Source organism: Stenotrophomonas sp. STEN054, assembly GCF_056854535.1.
The window spans coordinates 16,707-36,161 of sequence record NZ_JBXFWG010000022.1 but is presented as its reverse complement, the minus strand read 5'-3'; the positions used below and the strand labels follow the sequence as shown (position 1 = coordinate 36,161).

The following is a 19,455-nucleotide window of genomic DNA, read 5'->3' as shown; positions in this document are numbered from 1 at the left end:
CGCCGCGCCGGCATGGATCAGTTGTCTTCCAGTTCCATGTTGATGGCCAGCGAGCGGATTTCCTTCACCAGAACGTTGAAGGATTCCGGCATGCCCGCGACCATCTCGTGCTCACCGTCGACGATGTTCTTGTACATCTGGTTGCGGCCCTGCACGTCATCGGACTTCACCGTCAGCATTTCCTGCAGGGTGTAGGCCGCGCCGTAGGCTTCCAGCGCCCAGACTTCCATTTCACCGAAGCGCTGGCCGCCGAACTGCGCCTTGCCGCCCAGCGGCTGCTGGGTGACGAGCGAGTACGGACCGGTCGAACGGGCGTGCATCTTGTCGTCGACCAGGTGGTTCAGCTTCAGGTAGTGCATGTAACCGACGGTGGTGTGGCGGTCGAAGGCTTCACCGGTGCGGCCGTCGTACAGCTGGGTCTGGCCACTGCTCGGCAGGTCGGCCAGTTCCAGCATGCGCTTGATTTCCGCTTCGGTGGCACCGTCGAACACCGGGGTGGCCATCGGCACGCCGTCGGTCAGGTTACGGGCCAGACGCAGCAGTTCCTCGTCGCTGAACTGCGACAGGTCGACACGGTTGGCCACGTTGGTGTCGTCGTGGTTGTAGATGTCGTCCAGGAACTTGCGCAGGTCGGCAACCGCAGCCTGGGCTTCCATCATCGCCTGGATCTTGCGACCCAGACCCTTGGCTGCCCAGCCCAGGTGCACTTCCAGGATCTGGCCGATGTTCATACGCGACGGCACGCCCAGCGGGTTCAGCACGATGTCCACGGTTTCACCCGAGGCCATGTACGGCATGTCCTCGACCGGCACCACGTTGGAGACCACACCCTTGTTGCCGTGGCGGCCTGCCATCTTGTCGCCCGGCTGGATGCGGCGCTTCACGGCCAGGAACACCTTGACCATCTTCAGCACGCCCGGGGCGAGGTCGTCGCCGGCGGTGATCTTGCCGCGCTTGTCGGCGAAGCGACGCTCGAATTCCTTCTCGTGCGCCTGGATCTGCTTCTGGGCGCGCTCGATGGCTTCCGAAGCGTCCTCATCCTTCATGCGCAGGACGAACCAGTCAGCCTTCTTCAGGCCGTCCAGGTAGGCGTCGGAGATGACGTCACCCTTCTTCAGGCCGGCACCACCGTTGACCACCTTGCCCACGATCTGCGAACGCAGACGCATGTAGATGGCAGCTTCCAGGATGCGGAACTGGTCGTCGAAGTCCTTCTTGACGCGCTTGATTTCAGACTCTTCGATCTGGCGGGCGCGCTTGTCCTTCTCGATGCCGTCGCGGGTGAAGACCTGCACGTCGATGACGGTGCCGTCCATGCCCGGCGGAACGCGCAGCGAGCTGTCCTTAACGTCCGAAGCCTTCTCGCCGAAGATCGCGCGCAGCAGCTTCTCTTCCGGGGTCAGCTGGCTTTCGCCCTTCGGGGTGACCTTGCCGACCATGATGTCGCCGGCGCGGACTTCCGCACCGATGTACACCACGCCGCTTTCGTCCAGGCGGTTCAGCGCCTGCTCGGAAACGTTCGGGATGTCGGCGGAGATTTCCTCCGGCCCCAGCTTGGTGTCACGCGCGACGCAGGTCAGCTCTTCGATGTGGATCGTGGTGTAGCGATCCTCTTCCACCACGCGCTCGGAGAGCAGGATGGAGTCTTCGAAGTTGTAGCCGTTCCACGGCATGAACGCGATCAGCATGTTCTGGCCCAGGGCCAGTTCGCCGATGTCGGTGGACGGACCGTCGGCCAGCACGTCGCCGCGGGCGATGACGTCACCCACCTGGACCAGCGGACGCTGGTTGATGCAGGTGTTCTGGTTCGAACGGGTGTATTTGACAAGGTTGTAGATGTCGACGCCGGCGTCGGTGGCACCGACGATTTCTTCCTCGACCACCTTGACCACGATGCGCGCGGCATCGATCTGCACGATCTCACCGCCACGACGGGCGTTGACGGTCACACCGGAGTCACGTGCCACGGCACGCTCGATGCCGGTACCGACCAGCGGCTTCTGCGCACGCAGGGTCGGCACGGCCTGACGCTGCATGTTCGCGCCCATCAGTGCGCGGTTTGCGTCATCGTGCTCCAGGAACGGAACCAGCGCAGCCGCGATCGACACGGTCTGCATCGGCGAGACGTCCATGAAGTGGACTTCCGCCGGCGGCTTCAGCAGCGATTCGCCCTGGAAACGGCAGGGAACGAACTGCTCGGTCAGCACGCTGTCGGCATTGGTCAGGGCGTTGGCCTGCGCAATGACGTACTCGTTTTCTTCGATGGCCGACAGGAACTCGACTTCATCATGGACCTTGCCGTCCACGACCTTGCGGTACGGGGTCTCGAGGAAACCGTACTTGTTGGTGCGGGCGTACACGGCCAGCGAGTTGATCAGGCCGATGTTCGGGCCTTCCGGCGTTTCGATGGTGCAGACGCGGCCGTAATGGGTCGGGTGCACGTCGCGCACTTCGAAGCCAGCGCGCTCACGGGTCAGGCCGCCCGGGCCCAGGGCCGAGACGCGACGCTTGTGGGTCACTTCCGACAGCGGGTTGTTCTGATCCATGAACTGCGACAGCTGCGAGGAGCCGAAGAATTCCTTGATGGCAGCAGCAACCGGCTTGGCGTTGATCAGCTCCTGCGGGGTCAGGCCTTCCGACTCGGCCATCGACAGGCGCTCCTTGACCGCGCGCTCGACGCGGACCAGGCCGACGCGGAACACGTTCTCGGCCATTTCGCCGACCGAACGCACGCGACGGTTGCCCAGGTGATCGATGTCATCGACCACGCCGCGACCGTTGCGGATCTCGGTCAGGACCTTGATCACGTCCAGGATGTCGGAACTGTCGCCGTGGGCACCGACCAGGCGCTTGGACTCTTCGTCGTTGCGCTCGCCGAAGTACTTGCTGTCATACAGCACGGCTTCGCCGGTGGTTTCCTTGCGGCCCACGCGACGGTTGAACTTCATGCGGCCGACCGCGGACAGGTCGTAGCGCTCGAAGGTGAAGAACAGGTTGTGGAACAGGTTCTGCGCGGCATCCTTGGTCGGCGGTTCGCCCGGACGCATCATGCGGTAGATTTCGACCAGGGCTTCCAGCTGGGTCTTGGTCGGATCGATGCGCAGGGTGTTGGACAGGTACGGGCCACGATCCAGGTCGTTCACCCACAGGGTGCCCACCGCATCGACGCCGGCCTTGCGGAAGTTCTGCAGCTGCTCGTCGCTGATCTCGTCGTTGGCCTGGGCCAGCAGTTCGCCGGTCGAGGCATCGACCACGTCGTGCGACAGGATGCGGCCGACGATGTAGTCGTCCGGCACGGCCAGGGCGGCAATGCCCGAGGCTTCCAGCTGCTTGATGTGACGCGCGGTGATGCGCTTGCCGGCTTCCACGATGACCTTGTCGCCGTCGGCGAGGTCGAAGCCCAGGGTTTCGCCACGCAGGCGCTCCGGCACCAGCTCCAGCTGGACGCCTTCATCCGGGTTGATGTGGAAGGTGTTGATCTCGAAGAACTCGGCCAGCATCTCTTCGTTGCTGTAGCCAAGCGCGCGCAGCAGGATCGACACCGGCAGCTTGCGGCGGCGGTCGATACGGGTGAACAGCGCGTCCTTCGGGTCGAACTCGAAGTCCAGCCAGGAACCGCGGTAAGGAATGATGCGGGCGCTGTACAGCAGCTTGCCCGAGCTGTGGGTCTTGCCACGGTCGTGGTCGAAGAACACGCCCGGCGAACGGTGCAGCTGCGAGACGATGACGCGCTCGGTGCCGTTGACGATGAAGGTGCCGTTCTCGGTCATCAACGGGATTTCGCCCAGATAGACCTCCTGCTCCTTTACGTACTTGATGGCCTTGGTCGACGACTCGCGGTCGTAGATGACCAGGCGCACGGTCACGCGCAGCGGCGCGCCGTAGCTCATGCCACGCTGACGGCATTCACGCTCGTCGAAGACCGGCTCGCCCAGCTTGTAGCCGACGTATTCCAGGGCGGCATTGCCACTGTAGCTGGCGATCGGGAAGACCGACTTCAGCGCAGCGTGCAGGCCGTAATCGGCGCGCTTGGCCGGATCGATGTTTTCCTGCAGGAAATCACGGTAGGAGTCCACCTGGATGGCCAGCAGGAACGGCACTTCGAGGATCGAGCGCTGCTTGCCGAAATCCTTGCGGATACGCTTTTTTTCGGTGAACGAATAGGACGTCATGAGGTCTTCCACCTTGTTGTGCGGGCCGTGCGCCCACGACCCGAAGGAAACTTGAAATTGTCAGTTGGAAGTCGCTGGTATTGCCGGCACCAGCACGCCTTCTCTTGCTACTTCCAACTGCCAACTCGTCTGCATCTACTGCCCTGCTGCCGCGCGAGGCGCTGGCTGGCGAGGTTGTGACCGCAGCCCGTGTTGGGCTTTTTTCCGCATTTACATCGTGTACTGCGTGAAACGACCAAAGGCCGGGGGCTTACGCCCCCAGCCTTGGCTGCATCGCCGTGAATCGATGACGATGCAAGGGAAGTGCTTACTTGACTTCGACAGTCGCGCCAGCAGCTTCCAGGTCCTTCTTCATCTTCTCGGCTTCGTCCTTCGAAGCGTTGTCCTTCAGGACGCCGCCGGCTTCGGCCAGGTCCTTCGCTTCCTTCAGGCCCAGGCCGGTGATGGCGCGGACGGCCTTGATGACTTCAACCTTCTTGTCGCCAGCGGACTTCAGGGTCACGACGAATTCGGTCTGCTCTTCAACGACGGCAGCCGGGCCAGCCACAGCGGCGGCAACCGGAGCAGCGGCGGAGACGCCGAACTTCTCTTCGATGGCCTTGACCAGCTCCATCACTTCCATCAGGGACTTCTCGGCGATGGCGTCGACGATCTGTTCGTTGGTAAGGGACATGATAATTACCTTTGGATGATTTTCTGGGGTGAGGTTCCGTCAGGAACCACTAAATAGTCGAAACTCAGGCGGTCTCGGCGGCCGGTTCAGCAGCTTCAGCGGCTTCGCCACCGTTCTGCTTGTCACCGATGGCCTTGATGGCGCGGGCGAACATCGTGACCGGTTCGGTCAGGACGCGTGCCAGCATTGCCAGGGCCTGGTCACGGGTCGGCAGCGAGGCCAACACGTCGACGTGGCTTGCCGGGAACACTTCGCCACCGATGGCGACGACTTTAGCCTTCAGCTTGTCGTTGCCCTTGGCGGCGTCCTTGATCAGGCGACCGGCTGCACCGGGCTCCTCGAGCGAGAACGCGTACAGCAGCGGACCAACCATCTGGTCCTGTGCGACTGCGAACTCGGTGCCTTCAACGGCACGCGAAGCCAGGGTGTTCTTGACAACTTTCAAGAAAACGCCGGTTTCACGAGCCTGCTTGCGCATCGCGGTCATCTGGGCGACCGTGGTGCCAGCGTATTCGGCTGCGATCAAGGAGTGTGCCTTACCAGCAATTTCTGCCAGCTCCGCGACTACTTCTTGCTTCTGGGACAGATTGAGAGCCATTGCACTCCTCCAATTGAACTCCGCTTACGGCTCCTGCCGTGCGCGGTCCTGTGCGGCATCCGTCCTGGACGCCGGGAACATCGGAATGATGTTCCGGGGGGTGGGCCGTTCCAGACCTGGATGGCAATCAGGGAAAATCCCGGAAATGCGTGAACCAGAAAAACTCCAGAAGGGCACCATCTACGCAGGTTGATTCCGAAGAATCGATTAAGCGGTCATTGCTGCTCCGGCGGCGACTCCCTGCCATATCGAGCTTCCGTGCCCGTCGCCGGTATTGCCACGACCGCGCCTGCGGTCTTTGACGGCTACCGCCAGCGATGGACTGCCGGCGACGCCTTCAAATGTCACGGTCACGGTGCCCGAGGGTACCGTGACCGCTTGAAACAATTACTTCAGGGTCAGCGACGACTGGTCGACGGTGACGCCCGGGCCCATCGTCGAGCTGACCGAAACCTTCTGCAGGTAGGTGCCCTTCGAGGTCGCCGGCTTGGCCTTGATCAGGTCCAGCAGCAGCGCGGTCAGGTTCGACTTCAGCGCGTCTTCGGCGAAGTCGGCCTTGCCGATGGTGCAGTGGATGATACCGGCCTTGTCGGTGCGGTAACGGACCTGGCCCGACTTGGCGTTCTTCACGGCTTCACCCGGGTTCGGGGAAACGGTGCCGACCTTCGGGTTCGGCATCAGGCCGCGCGGGCCCAGCACGGTGCCCAGCTTACCGACGACGCGCATGGCGTCCGGGGTCGCGATGACGACGTCGTAGTTCAGATCGCCGGCCTGCATCTTCTCGGCCAGATCGTCCATACCGACGGCTTCGGCGCCAGCGGCCAGGGCTTCGTCAGCCTTGGCACCGGCCGGAGCGAAGACGGCGACGCGGACCGACTTGCCGGTACCCGCCGGCAGCACGGTGGAGCCACGGACCTGCTGGTCGGACTTCTTGGCATCGACGCCCAGGCGCACGGCAACGTCGATCGACTCGACGAACTTGGCCTTGGTGGCGGTCTTCAGGATGTTGATCGCGTCTTCGAAGGCGTACGACTTGCCCGGGACAACGGCGGCCTTGATGGCCTTTTCGCGCTTGTTCTGTGCCATCTGATTAACCCTCCACCACGAGGCCCATGGAACGGGCAGAGCCAGCGATGGTACGCACGGCGGCGTCCAGATCGGCGGCAGTCAGATCCGGTTCCTTCGCCTTGGCGATCTCTTCCAGCTGCTTACGGGTGACCTTGCCGACCTTCTCGGTGTTCGGGCGCTTGGAGCCCGACGAGATGCCAGCGGCCTTCTTCAGCAGGGTGGTGGCCGGGGTGCTCTTGGTGATGAAGGTGAACGTACGGTCCGAATAGGCCGTGATGATCACCGGAACCGGCAGACCCGGCTCGAGCTTCTGCGTGGCAGCGTTGAACGCCTTGCAGAATTCCATGATGTTCAGGCCGCGCTGACCCAGCGCAGGACCGACCGGCGGCGAGGGGTTGGCCTGACCGGCCTTCACCTGCAGCTTGATGTAACCGACAACTTTCTTTGCCATGAGTATGCTCTCCGGGTGCTAGCGCCTTGCGACAACAGGCTCCCCATCGGACCGGGAATCACGCGTCCCGGCATCGCGTTTTGAAATCATGCTGAAGGCCGCCTTGCGGCGGCTTCGTCCTGCTGGCTTCCCAGCGGGGAGCCGCGCACTATATCAGGTTTTTTCTTCACATGCCTGAAACGGCATGTAAACGAACGAAACCGGGCAATGCCCGGTTTCTGGTCCGGAGTCGAGCATGGCTCGACTCTACGGGTCCGCTTAGACGGCCTTTTCGACCTGGCCGAACTCGAGCTCGACCGGAGTGGCGCGACCGAAGATCAGTACCGAGACGCGCAGACGGCTCTTCTCGTAATTGACTTCTTCGACGACGCCATTGAAATCGTTGAACGGGCCGTCAGTGACCCGGACCATCTGACCCGGCTCGAACAGCACCTTCGGACGCGGCTTCTCGACACCTTCCTGAACGCGGTTCAGGATGGCCTCGGCCTCGGAATCAGCGATCGGCAGCGGACGATCGGCGGTGCCGCCGATGAAGCCCATGACGCGCGGGGTTTCCTTGACCAGGTGCCAGCTTTCGTTGTCGATGCGCGGGATGCCGGCTTCTTCGTGGGTCTCGATCTGGACCAGCACGTAACCCGGGAAGAACTTGCGCTCCGAACGGCGCTTCTGGCCAGCGCGCATCTCGACCACCTCTTCGGTCGGGACCAGGACATCGCCGAAGCGCTCCTCCATGCCGTCACGGGCGATGCGATCACGCAGGGCCTGCGCAACCGACTTCTCGAAGCCCGAATAGGCGTGAACGACGTACCAACGCTTCATGCAAATCTCCTTAGCGGGTCAGGAACAGCTGGACCAGCCGCTGAATGACGTAATCGAATCCACCCAGCAGCAGGCTGAGGATGATCACCACAACCATCACGACCCAGGTCATGCGGGTGGCTTCCTGGCGCGTCGGCCAGACCACCTTGCGCAGCTCGAAGCGCGACTCGGAGAGGAATTCGCGGGTATCACGACCCTTGCCGGTCAGCAGGAACACGCCGATACCACCAGCCAGACCCACCACAACGGCCAACGCACGCAGCTGACCCGTCCACGCGCCCAGCTGGGCAGCACGACCGGAATCAGCGGAGAACCAGAACCATACGAACAGACCAGCCAGCACCAGCAGCGTAGCGAGGGCGTACTTGACGATATCCCCACCCTGGGTGGAGGTGTCCTTGGAGTGTTCGATCTTGCTATTCATCAGGCTATGTCTGCTTTAGCGGACGAACCGCTGGATAAGGTGGGCAGATGGCACGCCAGGAGGGACTCGAACCCCCAACCTGCGGTTTTGGAGACCGCTGCTCTGCCAATTGAGCTACTGGCGTACAGATTGAAACTTGCCTTCCCTTAGACGGCGAAGGCGGACCGAGGTTCCCGGCCCGCCACTCGCGCGACCGGCAGCGCTATGCAACCGCCGGCTTTGCAGGCTTACTCGATGATGGTGGAGACCACACCGGCGCCGACGGTACGGCCACCTTCGCGGATTGCGAAGCGCAGGCCGGCGTCCATTGCGACCGGGTTGATCAGGGTGACAACCATCTTGATGTTGTCGCCCGGCATCACCATCTCGACGCCTTCCGGCAGCTCGACCGCACCGGTGATGTCGGTGGTACGGAAGTAGAACTGCGGACGGTAGCCCTTGAAGAACGGAGTGTGACGGCCGCCCTCGTCCTTCGACAGCACGTAGACTTCGGCGTCGAACTTGGTGTGCGGCTTGATCGAACCCGGCTTGGCCAGGACCTGGCCACGCTCGACGTCGTCACGCTTGGTGCCGCGCAGCAGCAGACCAGCGTTGTCGCCTGCCTGGCCCTGGTCCAGCAGCTTGCGGAACATTTCCACGCCGGTCACGGTGGTCTTCTGCACCGGACGGATGCCGACGATTTCGATTTCCTCGCCAACCTTGATCACGCCGCGCTCGATACGACCGGTCACCACGGTGCCGCGGCCCGAGATCGAGAACACGTCTTCCACCGGCATCAGGAACGGCTTGTCAACGTCACGCTCCGGGGTCGGGATCCAGCTGTCGAGAGCTTCGACCAGCTTGATCACGGCCGGCACGCCGATGTCGCTCTGGTCGCCTTCCAGCGCCAGGCGGGCCGAACCCGAGATGATCGGGGTGTCGTCGCCCGGGAAGTCGTACTTGCTCAGCAGCTCGCGGACTTCCATTTCGACCAGTTCCAGCAGCTCGGCATCGTCAACCATGTCGGCCTTGTTCAGGAACACGACGATGTACGGCACGCCGACCTGACGCGACAGCAGGATGTGCTCGCGGGTCTGCGGCATCGGGCCGTCAGCGGCCGAGCACACCAGGATCGCACCGTCCATCTGGGCGGCACCGGTGATCATGTTCTTGACGTAGTCAGCATGGCCCGGGCAATCGACGTGGGCGTAGTGACGGGTGGTGGATTCGTATTCGACGTGCGCGGTCGAGATCGTGATACCACGAGCCTTCTCTTCCGGAGCGGCGTCAATGGCCGAGTAGTCCTTGAACTCGCCACCGAAACGCTCGGCACCGATCTTGGTCAGTGCGGCGGTCAGCGTGGTCTTGCCGTGGTCGACGTGACCGATGGTGCCGACGTTGACGTGCGGCTTGGTGCGCTCGAACTTACCCTTGGCCATGGCTGCTTATCTCGAATTCGTCTGGTGTGGTGCTTAAGATGGTGCTCACAAAAGGAATCGAACCTTCGACCTCTTCCTTACCAAGGAAGTGCTCTACCGACTGAGCTATGTGAGCGAGTTTTGCATTATGGCATGAACTCGATAATATTCAAAGTTCATTCAATGGAGCGGGAGACGGGAATCGAACCCGCACCATCAGCTTGGAAGGCTGAGGTTCTACCATTGAACTACTCCCGCACCGGGAATGTGCCACAACGTGAATCTGGTGGAGGGAGGTGGATTCGAACCACCGAAGGCGTAAGCCAGCAGATTTACAGTCTGCCCCCGTTGGCCGCTTGGGTATCCCTCCTTACCACCCCATCCCGTTGCCGCCGAAGCGTTGCGGTGTGTGGTGGTGAGCCGCTTATTCTGCTGATGGGACGGGGGGCTGTCAACGCTTTTTTCGGTTTTTTTCACACGTTGTCGCAAACCCATTGATACGCAAGGTTATTGCCCCGGCAGCACCAAGGCCTCGTTGGCGAAAACTGCGACATGGGGTACTCCGTCGGCGCCAATCCAGCCCCGATACATGCCCTGCGTGTTGAACGGCGTGGCTGCTTTTCCGTCTGCGGACAGCACGATGGCGCCCCCATCGCCACCCATCTGCGGGATGGTGTCGTTGATGACGCCCTTGCCGGCCTGCTCCGGCGTCTGTCCCTGGTAACGCATGCGCGCGCAGATCTCGTGCGCCGCTGCGGTGCGGATGTAGTACTCGCCCCAACCGGTACCGGAGACTGCGCAGCGCGCATCGGCCCAGGTGCCGGCACCGATGATCGGCGAGTCGCCCACGCGTCCGTAGCGCTTGTTGGTCATGCCGCCGGTGGACGTGCCTGCCGCAAGATGCCCCTGCGCATCCAGCGCGACGGCGCCGACGGTGCCGAAGTGCTTGGCGGTTTCGAGATCGGCATGGGCCTGGCCGCTGGCCTCTTCGTTCAGTGCGCGCTGCAGTTGCTGCCAGCGCTTGTCGGTGCGGAAATACGAGGGATCCACCAGGCTGACGCCCTGCTCCACCGCGAACGCCTCGGCGCCCTGCCCGACCATCATCACGTGCGGCGATTTCTGCATGATCAGCCGCGCCAGCTGGATCGGGTTGCGCACGCGCTGCACGCCCGCGACCGCACCGGCCGCCTGGGTGGCGCCATCCATCAGCGCAGCATCCAGTTCGTTGTGGCCGTCATGGGTGAACACCGCGCCCTTGCCGGCATTGAAGGTGGGATCGTCCTCGAGCACGGTGATCGCCGCGGTGACCGCCGCCAGCGCCGGGCGACCCGCCGCCAGTTCGGCATGCCCCTTCAACAGCGCCGCCTTCAGCGCCGCGCGCGCAGCCTTCTCCTCGGCCGGCGACAGATCCTTGCGCTCGACCCCTGCCCCGCCATGGATGACCAGCAACGGCGAGGTAGACGGCGCTGCCTGCGCGAGCAGGGGCGAGGACAGGGACAGGGACAGCAGGGCAGACAGCGCCAGGCGCAGTTTCATCAGGTACGTCTCCAAGGAGTATGGTTCGATAGCGCCGGGCAATCCCCGGCGCCCTGGGCCCTTCGCTCTTGCCGCCGGGATTGGCCCGGCACTACCGGCGCGTGATCTCGATCTCACCGTCGGTGATGTCGACCACGGCGTGGTAGTCGACATCGGCCTGGAAGTCATCCAGGCGCAGGCGGCCACCGCTGGCGACCACGGTGACCGGCACGGCGTGGAACTGCAACGGCTCACCTTCGACCATCCGGTCGGCGTCGCGGCCGGGGCTGACCACCCAGACCTTGCCCTGGCCATCGGCGCTGTGGACCTGGGCTTGGCCGTCGGGCTCCACGCACAGTGCGGTGTCCTCGTCCACGCCGATGCCGACCATGTCCGGATCACCACTTTCCTGCGCGGCGCGGGCGACGAACACGATCAGGCGGCCGAGCCGGTCGCGCTTGTCGAAATGGGTATCGGTGACCACGCGCTGCAGGTAGGGCATGTGCAGGAAGCCGCTGTCCAGGGTGACCGCGTTGCCCATCGGGTCGGCCAGCGCACCGGCCGAGGTGATGCTGCCGCCATCGAGCGCGCCGTAGGCGTAACCACCGAGGATCGCCAGCCCGGCGCTGGTGCCGGCGATCGGCTTGCCGGCGCGGACATGCGCGTTGAGCGCGCGGTTGAGCGCCGTGCCCTTCCAGAAGCGGATGTAGCGCGACTGGTCACCGCCGGCAATGAAGATGGCATCGGCGGCGGCGATCACGCGCAGCACCGCCGGATCGTCCGCGCCGCGGCGGTTGTCGAAGACCAGGGTCTGCACGGCGGTGGTCCCGCCGATATCGCGGTACAGGCGCTCCTGCAGCTCATCGGCACCGGAGGCGCGCAGGATCAGCACGCGGCCGTTGCCGGCCTGCCGCAGCCACCACTGGAAGGCCTCGGGCACCCACTCGCCGCCGCCCATCAGCATCATCGCCGGGGCGCGTGGACCGGGACGAGGTGCATCCAGGTCGCCAATCTCGTAATAATCGAAGCCAGGGGAATGCAGGTCGCGGGAGTCCTGCGCTGACGCCAGCGGGGCCATCACGGCGAGCACCGCCGCCAGCACGAGGCTTGACCAGAATCGGCGGAGAAGGGAACTCATCGTGGATCTCCCTGAACAGAATCGGCTTGCAACCGTTTTCACTCTTTGCCAGATGAAAGACCTGTAGTCAAGGACATGAAAAAGGCGTTAAATGCGCGCGCCCATTCCGGATTGTGAATGGGGGACAGGGCCCCTCCTCTGCGGGCCGGCTTCACTCCCGAGATATCTCTCATGCGTAGACAGGCGATGGCGTGGTCGATCCAGCTGGCGTTGATGGGTGTTGCTGCCTCGGCAGCGGCCCAGAGTCCCGGTTCCTCTTCGGTGCAGCAACTCGATGCGGTCCAGGTGACCGGTTCGCGTATTCCGCGCGCACAGGTGGAAGGCCCGGCACCGATCACGGTGATCAATGCCGAGGAGATCCGCTCCAGCGGCTTCACCACGGTGCCCGACGTGCTGCGTGCGATGACCCAGAACGGCGGCGAAACGCAGAGCCAGCAGTCCTCCAGCGGCGCCGACTTCTCCCCGGGCGCACAGCAGGTCGACCTGCGCGGGCTGGGCCCGAACCACACTCTGGTGCTGGTCAACGGCCGCCGCATCGCTGATTTCCCGATGCCGTTCCAGGGCCGCAGCAACTTCACCGACGTGTCCAACATCCCGCTGGGCATGATCGACCGCATCGAAGTGCTGACCGGCAGCGCATCGGCCATCTACGGCTCGGATGCGATCGCCGGCGTGGTCAACTTCATCCTGAAGAAGAAGGCCGACGGCACCACGGTCGACGTGCGCATGGGCACCACCAGCGAAGGCGGTGGCGAGTCGTTCGACATGAGCCTGTCCAGCGGCTTCAGCAAGGGCAATTTCAATGCGGTGTACAGCGTGGAGCTGCAATCACAGACGCCGCTGTGGGCCTATGAGCGCGGCATCCAGGATTCGACCCGGGACGGGCCGACCGAAGGCTCCCGCATCGCCCGCCGCGCCTACCTGCGCACCGACTACAACGATGACTACCTGGACCCGGGCGCGGCCAGCTGCGAAGCGCTGGCCGGGCAGAACCAGGGCAGCACCTACCACGCCTTCCGCCCGCGCTATGGCTATTACTGCGGCAGCGATGCATCGATCGGCTACGGCACCATCCTCAGTAAGCGCCGCGGCGCCAACGGCTATGCCTCGCTGAGCTATGACTTCGAGAACGGCCAGCAGTGGTTTGCCGACGTGCAGATGGGGTACCACACGCTGGCCCTGATGCGCGATGTCACCTCGTGGGGCCGCATGGCCGCCGACGGCGACGAATCGGGCTACTTCAACAACCAGGCCACCGGTGAGATCGAGTTCTGGCAGCGCCAGTTCTCGCCCGAGGAAATGGGCGGCCTGCGCAATGCCATGGTGCGCAGCACGCAGAAGACCTTCAGCGTGACCACCGGCTTCAAGGGCAACCTGGCCGGTAACTGGGATTACGAAGCGGCACTGAGCCACTCGCAGTACCAGTCGCGGATCAGCTGGCCGCAGACCGTCGCCGCCAAGGCCAACGACCTGTTCCTGGGGCCGCAGCTGGGCGAGGACGATGACGGATTCCCGATCTACAACGCCGACCCGTCGCGCCTGTACCGGCCGCTGACCCGCGCCGAGTACGAGTCGATCGCCGCGCGCACGACCTACACGCCGAAGTCGCGCACCGAGACCGCCGCCCTGACCCTGACCAACGGTTCGCTGTTCGGCCTGCCCGGCGGTGATGCCGGCTTCGCCGCGACCGTGGAAGTGGGTCAGCAGGCCTACGCGTTGAATCCCGATCCGCTGGCGACCGAGTACTACTACTACAGCTGGAAGGATTCGGACGGCAAGGGGTCGCGCAACCGCTGGGCGACCGCTGCCGAGCTGCGCCTGCCGCTGCACGACACGCTGAACCTGAGCGTGGCCGGCCGCTACGACCAGTACCGCTATTCCGGCCATACCATCGGCAAGGCGACCTGGAGCGGCGGCCTGGAATGGCGCCCCGTGGACAGCCTGCTGGTGCGCGGCTCCTACGGCACCGCCTTCCGCGCCCCCGACCTGCACTACGTGTTCGCCGGCCCGGGCAACGACGAGACCACGGCCGAAGATCTGTACAGCTGCCGTGCCGACGACGCCGATGACTGCTCCGACTACGAGCGCAACGTGATCCGCAGCCGCAGCGGCAACCGCGAGCTCGACCCGGAGACCAGCACCTCGTGGAGTGCAGGCTTTGTCTGGTCACCGGCCGCCGGCCTGGACCTGTCGGTGGACTGGTTCGACATCGACATGCGCATGCAGGTGCAGGACATGGACGTGCGCACGATCCTGGCCAGCGAAGCGAACTGCCGCCTGGGCGACGCCGACATCACCTCGCCCACCTGCGTGGACGCGCTGGCGCGGGTGACCCGTACTGCCGACGGCCGCCTGTACGGCGTGTACGTGAACCCGATCAACGTGGCACGCGAGTCGACCTCGGGCATCGACCTGGGCCTGCGTTACCGCCTGCAGACCGGCGCCGGCGACTTCATCTTCAACGGCACCCACACCTGGGTGAAGAAGCATGATTTCCAGCGCTACCCGGGTGACCCCATCGAAGACCAGTTCGCGGTGAACAGCGGCTTCGACATCCCGCGCACCAAGACCAGCGTCAGCGTGACCTGGGAGAAGGACGCGTGGTCGGCGACCGTGTACGGCTCGCGCCTGGGCAAGCTGCCGAACTCGGACAGCTACGACCAGGTGTTCGACGAGGACAGCGGCGACAGCCCGTACATCAAGGCGACCTACCGCTACAACGCCTCGGTGCAGTACCGCTTCGACGACCACTCGCGCCTGTCGCTGTCGGTGGTCAACGTCTTCAACAAGATGCCGCCGAAGGACGCCACGTATACGGCCTACCCGTACTACGACGTGTCCTGGTTCGACAGCGTGGGCCGTACGATCAACCTGCAGTACACCCACACGTTCGGCGGCAGCGCGTTGTAAGCGCGGTTTCGCAGGACGTAGACGACAAGGCCCGCCATTGGCGGGCCTTGCTGTTTATGCACACCGCACGTGGAGAGCGATGGGAACTTGGTGTGGACAAGTGGGCGCGAGTATTGTGCCGCAGGGGTTTCCGGGCGTGGCGATTTTTTGTCCACGGCCCTGCTTGTTTTCCACACGGGACGTGGAGAGCGATGGGAACTTGATGTGGACAAGTGGGTGCGAGCGTTACGCCGCAGACGTTTCCACGCGTGGTGAAATTTTGTCCACGGCGCGGGGGCAAGTGTTGGTAGAGCCGAGCCCATGCTCGGCTCCGGCGGGCATCAGCCGAGCATGGGCGGGGCTCTACAGGGCAGGCTGGGTTTTCCACACCGCGCGTGGAAAGTGGTGGGGGTTTGGTGTGGACAAGTGTGTGCGAACGTTGCGCCGCAGGCGTTTCGAAAGGTGGTCATTTTTTGTCCAGCACAGAATCTGATGCCGGAAACGCGGACGCCCCGGTCGAGGCGGGGCGTCCGGGGTCGATCCGTTGGCGCTGGATCAGACGTTGAAGCGGAAGTGCAGCACGTCGCCTTCCTGCACGCGGTATTCCTTGCCTTCCAGGCGCAGGCGACCGGCTTCCTTGGCGCCGGCTTCGCCTTTGTACTTGATGAAGTCGTCATATGCGATGGTTTCAGCGCGGATGAAGCCCTTCTCGAAGTCGGTGTGGATGACCGCGGCCGCCTGCGGGGCGGTGGCGCCCTTGCGCACGGTCCACGCGCGGACTTCCTTCACGCCAGCGGTGAAGTAGGTCTGCAGGCCCAGCAGGCTGTAGGCCGCGTTGATCACGCGGTTCAGGCCCGGCTCGCTCAGGCCGAGGTCGGCCAGGAAGGTGTCGCGGTCTTCGTCGTCAAGCTGGGACAGCTCTTCTTCGATCGCGGCCGACACCGGCACCACCTGCGCGCCTTCGGCGGCGGCGTGGGCGCGCACGGCGTCCAGGTGCGGGTTGTTCTCGAAGCCGTCTTCCAGCACGTTGGCGATGTACATCACCGGCTTCAGGGTCAGCAGGAACAGGTCACGGACCAGCGCCTTCTCTTCCTCGTCCAGGCCGACCGAGCGACCGGACCTGCCGTCGGCCAGGGCGGCCTGCAGCTTGGCCAGCACCGGCTTGCGCGCGGCCGCTTCCTTGTCGCCGCCCTTTGCCGCGCGCTCGGCGCGGTTCAGTGCCTTCTCGACGCTGTCCAGGTCGGCGAGGGCCAGTTCGGTATCGATGGTTTCGATGTCCGAGATCGGGTCGACCTTGTTGTTGACGTGGATGACGTCGGCGTTCTCGAAGCAGCGCACCACGTGGGTGATCGCATCGACTTCGCGGATGTGCGCAAGGAACTTGTTGCCCAGGCCTTCGCCGCTGGCCGCACCGGCCACCAGGCCGGCGATGTCGACGAACTCGACCGCTGTCGGGATGACCTTCTGCGGGTTGATGATCGCCGCCAGCTCACCCAGGCGCGGGTCCGGCACCGGCACGATGCCGACGTTCGGTTCGATGGTGCAGAACGGGAAGTTCGCCGCGGCGATGCCCGCCTTGGTCAGCGCGTTGAACAGGGTCGACTTGCCGACGTTGGGCAGGCCGACGATGCCGCATTTGATACCCATGGGTGACAGCTCTCTGGGGTGAAAGTGATTGGGGAAGCAGCGACGTGGGCGCTGCTTTTCCAATCATTCTCCGTACCGACCAACGGTCGGTACCTACCGGTCTGGTTGATTCCGTACCGACCAACGGTCGGTACCTACCGGTCTGGTTGATTCCGTACCGACCAACGGTCGGTACCTACCGGCCTGGCCGACCAACGGTCGGTACCGGACCGGCTATTTCGGGGTGTGCAGCCGCTTCATTGCTTCGTTGAAATCGCCCTGCACTGCCAGGGGCAGCACGTCGATGGCATCGTCGATGGCGCGTGCGATCAGCACGTCGTCGTCCTTGGACGGACGGCCGAGCACCCAGCCCACCACGCGGTCCTTGTGGCCGGGATGGCCGATGCCCACGCGCAGGCGGTGGAACCTGCCGTGGCCGAGCAGGCGCATGGTGTCACGCAGGCCGTTCTGGCCGCCGTGGCCACCGTCGAACTTCAGCCGTACCGCGCCGGGCGGCAGGTCCAGTTCATCGTGCGCCAGCAGGGTTTCCTCCGGCTCGATCTTCCAGAACCGCTGTGCGGCGGTGACCGACTTGCCGCTGAGGTTCATGAAGGTGGCCGGCTTCAGCAGCCACACGGTCTGCCCGGCGATCTCGACCTTGGCGGTCTCGCCGAACAGCTTGCTGTCCACGTTCCAGCGTGCACCGGCTTTTTCAGCCAGGGCCTCAACGAAATGAAACCCGGCATTGTGCCGGGTCCGGGCGTGTTCCGATCCGGGGTTGCCCAGACCGACAATCAGTCGCAGTCCTGCCATGGTTCCTTCCAGAACGGTGCCTGCCCGCAGGCAGGCACCGCTACGGTATTACTCGGCAGCCGGAGCTTCAGCGTCGGCAGCGTCTTCCTTGCCGTGCTTGGCGGTGACGATGGCGTCGTCGTGGTCCTTGCCCAGCGCCAGGGCCGGGATTTCCACGCCCTTCGGCAGCTTGATGTTGGACAGGTACACCACGTCGCCAGCGTTCAGATCGGCCAGGTCGACTTCGATCGACTCCGGCAGGTCCTTCGGCAGGCAGCTGATGGTGACTTCCTTCAGTTCGTGGGTGACCACGACGTCGGCAGCCTTGCCAGCCGGCGAGGTGTCTTCGTTGATGAAGTGCAGCGGAACCGAAGCGGTCAGGGCTTCGTTCTCGTTCACGCGCAGGAAGTCCAGGTGCATGATCAGCTGCTTGTACGGGTGGCGCTGCATGTCACGCAGCAGCACGCGCTCGACCTTGCCATCCAGGTTCAGGTCCAGGATGGAGGCGTAGAACCACTCGTTCTGCTGGGCCAGCCAGATTTCGTTGTGGTCCAGGCTGATGGCGACCGGCTCGGCGGTGCCGCCGTACACGATGGCCGGGATCACACCGGCGTGACGCAGGCGGCGGCTCGCACCCTTACGCTGCAGTTCACGCTTGGTGACCTTGATTTCATGGGTCTTCGACATTTTCGACTACTCAGGTTGTTGCCTTGCCTTGCGGCTCGGCGATTGAAGATGCTTCCGCGACCAGAAGCACCCGGGGTGTGTCCCCGCCGTTGCCGGCAGGGACGAAAAAATCAGTCGACGTACAGCGAGCTGACCGACTCGCCGAAGGCGATGCGGCGCATCGTTTCGGCCAGCATTTCCGCCACGCTCAGCTGGCGGATCTTGCTGCACACCCGCGCCGCGTCCTTCAGCGGGATGGTGTCGGTCACCACCAGCTCGTCGAGCTGGGAATTGGTGATGTTGTCCACCGCCGGGCCCGACAGCACCGCGTGGGTGCAGTAGGCGGCGACCTTGAGCGCACCGCGCGCCTTGAGGGCAGCGGCAGCGGCGCACAGGGTGCCGGCGGTATCGACGATGTCATCGACCATGACGCAGGTCTTGCCTTCGACGTCACCGATGATGTTCATCACGGTGGAGACGTTGGCGCGCGGACGGCGCTTGTCGATGATCGCCAGATCGGCGTCATCCAGGCGCTTGGCCACCGCACGGGCGCGGACCACGCCGCCCACGTCCGGCGAGACGACGATCAGGTTCTCGGTGCCGTAGGCGCGCCAGATGTCGGCCAGCAGCAGCGGGGACGCATATACGTTGTCCACCGGGATATCGAAGAAGCCCTGGATCTGGTCGGCGTGCAGGTCGACGGTCAGCACGCGATCAGCGCCAGCGGTGCTGAACATCTTGGCCGCCAGCTTGGCGGTGATCGGCACGCGCGAGGAACGCATGCGGCGATCCTGGCGCGAGTAGCCGAAGTACGGCACCACGGCGGTCACGCTGGCCACCGATGCGCGCTTGAGCGCGTCGATCAGGACCAGCAGTTCCATCAGGTTCTCCGCGCTCGGCGCCGAGGTCGGCTGGATCACGAAGACGTCCTGCTTGCGGACGTTTTCTTCGATCTCGACCTGCACTTCACCATCGGAGAAGTGCGAGACCAGTGCCTTGCCCGGGCGGACTCCCAGTTCCTTGCAGATGTTCTGCGCCAGACGTTTGTTGGCGTTGCCGGAAAATACCAGCAGGTTCGGGGACTCTTGCATCATGATTGTCTCGGGCGGGGACGAGTGGCGGGGATCCGGTAGCGGCAAGGACCGCTGCGGCCCCTGCTGCTTACAACACCGCGGCTGTTTCCACGTCCCGCGCAGTGATGCGCTGGATGGCGCGGACGCAGCCGCA

General features: G+C 64.1%; 15 protein-coding genes and 4 tRNA genes. 1 reads left to right on the top strand and 18 read right to left on the bottom strand.

From position 1 onward, the window contains the following. Positions 1 to 17: 17 nt before the first annotated feature. The 14 genes from rpoB to AC1VXD_RS10770 form a co-directional block, all read right to left on the bottom strand. On the bottom strand, positions 18 to 4,172 hold the full coding sequence (rpoB, locus tag AC1VXD_RS10835; protein WP_482992056.1) for a DNA-directed RNA polymerase subunit beta: 4,155 nt from the start codon (positions 4,170 to 4,172) through the stop codon (positions 18 to 20). Between the two features lie 307 nt (positions 4,173 to 4,479). Continuing rightward, on the bottom strand, positions 4,480 to 4,845 hold the full coding sequence (rplL, locus tag AC1VXD_RS10830; protein WP_108767846.1) for a 50S ribosomal protein L7/L12: 366 nt from the start codon (positions 4,843 to 4,845) through the stop codon (positions 4,480 to 4,482). A gap of 64 nt (positions 4,846 to 4,909) precedes the next feature. Continuing rightward, complete coding sequence (gene rplJ / locus AC1VXD_RS10825; protein WP_108758331.1) at positions 4,910 to 5,443, bottom strand: 50S ribosomal protein L10; 534 nt, start codon at positions 5,441 to 5,443, stop codon at positions 4,910 to 4,912. 387 nt (positions 5,444 to 5,830) lie between these two features. Further along, the gene (rplA, locus tag AC1VXD_RS10820) at positions 5,831 to 6,529 is read right to left on the bottom strand and encodes a 50S ribosomal protein L1 (protein WP_079220747.1); all 699 of its coding nucleotides are present in this window, start codon (positions 6,527 to 6,529) and stop codon (positions 5,831 to 5,833) included. A 4-nt stretch (positions 6,530 to 6,533) separates the two neighbouring features. Then, a complete protein-coding gene (gene rplK, locus AC1VXD_RS10815) occupies positions 6,534 to 6,962 on the bottom strand; it encodes a 50S ribosomal protein L11 (RefSeq protein WP_004145248.1) in 429 nt (142 codons plus the stop codon). 258 nt (positions 6,963 to 7,220) lie between these two features. Then, a complete protein-coding gene (gene nusG, locus AC1VXD_RS10810; RefSeq protein WP_108748649.1) occupies positions 7,221 to 7,781 on the bottom strand; it encodes a transcription termination/antitermination protein NusG in 561 nt (186 codons plus the stop codon). A 10-nt stretch (positions 7,782 to 7,791) separates the two neighbouring features. Then, on the bottom strand, positions 7,792 to 8,205 hold the full coding sequence (gene secE / locus AC1VXD_RS10805; protein ID WP_079220746.1) for a preprotein translocase subunit SecE: 414 nt from the start codon (positions 8,203 to 8,205) through the stop codon (positions 7,792 to 7,794). 48 nt (positions 8,206 to 8,253) lie between these two features. Next, a tRNA-Trp gene (locus AC1VXD_RS10800) sits at positions 8,254 to 8,329 on the bottom strand. Between the two features lie 103 nt (positions 8,330 to 8,432). Next, positions 8,433 to 9,623 carry an elongation factor Tu gene (gene tuf / locus AC1VXD_RS10795; RefSeq protein WP_108746020.1) on the bottom strand — a complete coding sequence of 397 codons (1,191 nt, stop codon included), beginning with the start codon at positions 9,621 to 9,623 and terminating at the stop codon, positions 8,433 to 8,435. 39 nt (positions 9,624 to 9,662) lie between these two features. Beyond that, positions 9,663 to 9,738, bottom strand: a tRNA-Thr gene (locus AC1VXD_RS10790). 48 nt (positions 9,739 to 9,786) lie between these two features. Next, positions 9,787 to 9,860, bottom strand: a tRNA-Gly gene (locus tag AC1VXD_RS10785). 26 nt (positions 9,861 to 9,886) lie between these two features. After that, positions 9,887 to 9,972: transfer RNA gene (locus AC1VXD_RS10780), tRNA-Tyr, on the bottom strand. Positions 9,973 to 10,109: 137 nt separating this feature from the next. After that, positions 10,110 to 11,138, bottom strand: coding sequence for an isoaspartyl peptidase/L-asparaginase family protein (locus tag AC1VXD_RS10775; RefSeq protein WP_482992055.1), 1,029 nt, complete (start codon positions 11,136 to 11,138; stop codon positions 10,110 to 10,112). A 91-nt stretch (positions 11,139 to 11,229) separates the two neighbouring features. Then, positions 11,230 to 12,195, bottom strand: coding sequence for a cyanophycinase (locus AC1VXD_RS10770; RefSeq protein ID WP_482992061.1), 966 nt, complete (start codon positions 12,193 to 12,195; stop codon positions 11,230 to 11,232). A 231-nt stretch (positions 12,196 to 12,426) separates the two neighbouring features. Between AC1VXD_RS10770 and AC1VXD_RS10765 the strand changes: the two genes are divergently transcribed. Further along, positions 12,427 to 15,165 carry a TonB-dependent receptor plug domain-containing protein gene (locus tag AC1VXD_RS10765; RefSeq protein WP_482992054.1) on the top strand — a complete coding sequence of 913 codons (2,739 nt, stop codon included), beginning with the start codon at positions 12,427 to 12,429 and terminating at the stop codon, positions 15,163 to 15,165. Between the two features lie 534 nt (positions 15,166 to 15,699). On the opposite strand, the gene ychF is transcribed toward AC1VXD_RS10765, so the two are convergent. The 4 genes from ychF to AC1VXD_RS10745 all read right to left on the bottom strand — a co-directional run bounded on the left by ychF (position 15,700) and on the right by AC1VXD_RS10745 (position 19,319). Next, positions 15,700 to 16,791 carry a redox-regulated ATPase YchF gene (gene ychF / locus AC1VXD_RS10760; protein WP_108767842.1) on the bottom strand — a complete coding sequence of 364 codons (1,092 nt, stop codon included), beginning with the start codon at positions 16,789 to 16,791 and terminating at the stop codon, positions 15,700 to 15,702. A 213-nt stretch (positions 16,792 to 17,004) separates the two neighbouring features. Continuing rightward, positions 17,005 to 17,583: an aminoacyl-tRNA hydrolase gene (gene pth, locus AC1VXD_RS10755; RefSeq protein WP_100439553.1), complete on the bottom strand. Its 579-nt coding sequence runs from the start codon at positions 17,581 to 17,583 to the stop codon at positions 17,005 to 17,007. Positions 17,584 to 17,631: 48 nt separating this feature from the next. Then, entirely contained in the window at positions 17,632 to 18,249 is a 618-nt protein-coding gene (locus AC1VXD_RS10750) for a 50S ribosomal protein L25/general stress protein Ctc (RefSeq protein ID WP_150453323.1), read from the bottom strand. Positions 18,250 to 18,359: 110 nt separating this feature from the next. Continuing rightward, complete coding sequence (locus AC1VXD_RS10745) at positions 18,360 to 19,319, bottom strand: ribose-phosphate diphosphokinase (protein ID WP_025879147.1); 960 nt, start codon at positions 19,317 to 19,319, stop codon at positions 18,360 to 18,362. Positions 19,320 to 19,455 lie beyond the last annotated feature (136 nt).